Here is a 2,303-nt window from a genome sequence, read left to right as displayed (position 1 = left end):
GCCTCAAGGGTTCGCTACGCCGGGCTCACGCCCGCCCTTGACCCGCAAAACCACCCACTCGGATTTCAAAAGAGGCACAATTTATCAAATCCATGCCTTTCGCGAACTGCGTTTTTACCTAGTGAACGTTTCATCCGTATCTCAGTATAGATTTCAAGCAGCACAGTCCGGTCTTATCTCTTTGTCTGCGAATCCCGCACCCGGGCTGCTATAGCTAAGTTCGGTACGTCGCACCCTCGAAGAAATGTTCTGGGAAGCCTGCAATGAGATGCTTGGCGATGCGTCAACGCCTCACGCCTGGGCTACAGTCATTGCGCAAGCCGAGAAAGCTGCTCCGCTTAATCGCGGGCCGGGATGGTTCAGGCGTATTGATACCAATCGTGCGGGGCAAACTGGATGCGCGAGGCGGACGCGAAGGCTGTCTGACCGGACGGGGGATCAGCCTGCGTCAAGGTAAGCCGTTGCGGGGCGACTAAATGCAACAACGCCGATAAAAGTGGCAAAAATCCTTGACGCGGAATCTTGCACCCAAAACGCTCGTCAAGGAAGCACCGGATGATGGGCAGATATCTGGCCGCTGTTGACCGTGACAGGCCACGTTCGGTATAGAGAAATGCCTCAATGAGACGCGGCTCAGGCAGTTCCAGGAAGCTCGCAGGCTTCGCAACAGCGTACGGCGATGCGATCTCGCGGCCGGCCAGCAGTTTCTCGCGTACCTGCGCGACCAGGGCGACATTGCATGAACGGTGTTCGGCGCGTATCCCATCCTCGAAAGAGTTGGGCAGCAAAACCCTCAAGGTGAGAGGCCAGCGGCCCGTCGCAATACTGTCTAACGGGAGAGGTTGTTCCATCGTGGCGAGTGAGCGTCATCATGGCGCCTCCTTAAAAATCCGGGAGGGTTCCCGGATGGAGACATCAGAATAATGCCGAGAAAGTGAGCGGCACTTCGGAGGCCGATCGAGCAACGACGCCTCATGCAGACGACTATCGAGATCGGACTCGGAATAATCCTTGGCTCGGAGTTATGCCTCTAATTCCGGCTACGGAATTATAGGCATTCCTTTTCAATTGAGGCCCTGATGCGATGGTATCGACAGGGCGCGGACTTCCAGTCTAACCTCCCAAAGCTCGCACTCTACATGGGTCACGTATCAATCGTATCGACGGCCTACTATTTGCGCTGGATTCCGGAACTCCAGGAGCTTGCGAGCAAGCGGTTCGCGAAACGGTTTGGCTATCTTGTTCAGGGAGAGCAATGATGAAACGGCATCCTTACTCCGATGAGCTCGGACGGAGTCTCATCCGATTCTTCCAGGATTATCTGCCTACGTTGCGAGGGATGAGCCGGCACACGATCCATAGCTATCGCGACACGCTGGTGCTTCTGCTGCAATTTCTTAGTGCCAAGCGACACCGCGGGATTGAACGTCTGGATCTTGCGGCGATCAACGCTGAATCTGTCGGACAGTTTCTGACATCTCTTGAGCAAGACCGCCACAACGGCATTGCCACGCGTAACGCCCGGCTTGCCGCGATTCATACGTTCGCGCGGTTCCTGGCAACTGAAGGTCCTGAACATCTGGCGGCGGCGCAGGCAATCCTTGGCATTCCATTCAAACGCGGCGCACGGTCAGCGCCGATCGAATATCTTGAGCAGGACGAGGTCGAGGCGCTGCTGAATGCGGTCGATCGGACGACAGTTCCCGGTCGGCGTGACTACGCGTTGTTCTCACTGATGTTCAATACCGGCGCAAGGGTGCAGGAGGTACTTGACCTTCGTTCATGCGACCTACGGTTACAACGGCCGTGCCAGGTAAGACTCCAAGGCAAGGGAAACAAAGTCCGCGTCTGTCCGATCTGGCCACAGACTGCCAGGTTGTTGCAGCGCCTCGTCGAAGAACGGCCGTACCCGCTTGATGCAACCACAGCATTGTTTGTCAATAATCGCGGCGACAAGCTCACTCGTTTCGGGGTGTACTACCTGCTTCGCAGGCATCTGGCAACCGCCGGAGCGAACGTACCTACCCTCCGGGAGAAACGCATCCACCCTCATTCTCTGAGGCATACGACAGCGCTCTCCTTGCTAAAGTCAGGTGTAGACTTCCAAACGATTAGCCAGTGGTATTTAAGCGCCTCGCCCGAACTGATGCGTGAGGCGATGCGTCGACTCGAGCAACGCTGGGAGGACGTGCAATGACTACTTCAGCGACGTTCGCTCCACTACTTGAACTCTTCTTCACGCAGCGCCTGATGCAGCAGCGTCAGGCGAGCCCTTACACCATCACCTCCTATCGCGATACCTT

At 56.3% G+C, this 2,303-nt stretch carries 2 protein-coding genes; one reads left to right on the top strand and one right to left on the bottom strand.

The features are described from left to right. Nucleotides 1-359: 359 nt before the first annotated feature. Nucleotides 360-851 carry a hypothetical protein gene (locus tag J8I87_RS43735; RefSeq protein WP_209938850.1) on the bottom strand — a complete coding sequence of 164 codons (492 nt, stop codon included), beginning with the start codon at nucleotides 849-851 and terminating at the stop codon, nucleotides 360-362. 404 nt (nucleotides 852-1,255) lie between these two features. Between J8I87_RS43735 and J8I87_RS43730 the strand changes: the two genes are divergently transcribed. Next, nucleotides 1,256-2,197, top strand: a complete 942-nt coding sequence (locus J8I87_RS43730; protein WP_245254625.1) for a tyrosine-type recombinase/integrase — start codon at nucleotides 1,256-1,258, stop codon at nucleotides 2,195-2,197. Nucleotides 2,198-2,303 lie beyond the last annotated feature (106 nt).

Source organism: Paraburkholderia sp. LEh10 (genome assembly GCF_017814945.1).
Taxonomy (GTDB): Bacteria; Pseudomonadota; Gammaproteobacteria; order Burkholderiales; family Burkholderiaceae; genus Paraburkholderia.
This window is presented reverse-complemented; position numbering and strand designations above follow the sequence as displayed.

Excerpts from the sequence above, each read along its gene's own strand:
- J8I87_RS43735 (WP_209938850.1), bottom strand. The coding sequence starts at position 851 with ATGGAACAACCTCTCCCGTTAGACAGTATTGCGACGGGCCGCTGGCCT.
- J8I87_RS43730 (WP_245254625.1), top strand. The coding sequence starts at position 1,256 with ATGATGAAACGGCATCCTTACTCCGATGAGCTCGGACGGAGTCTCATC.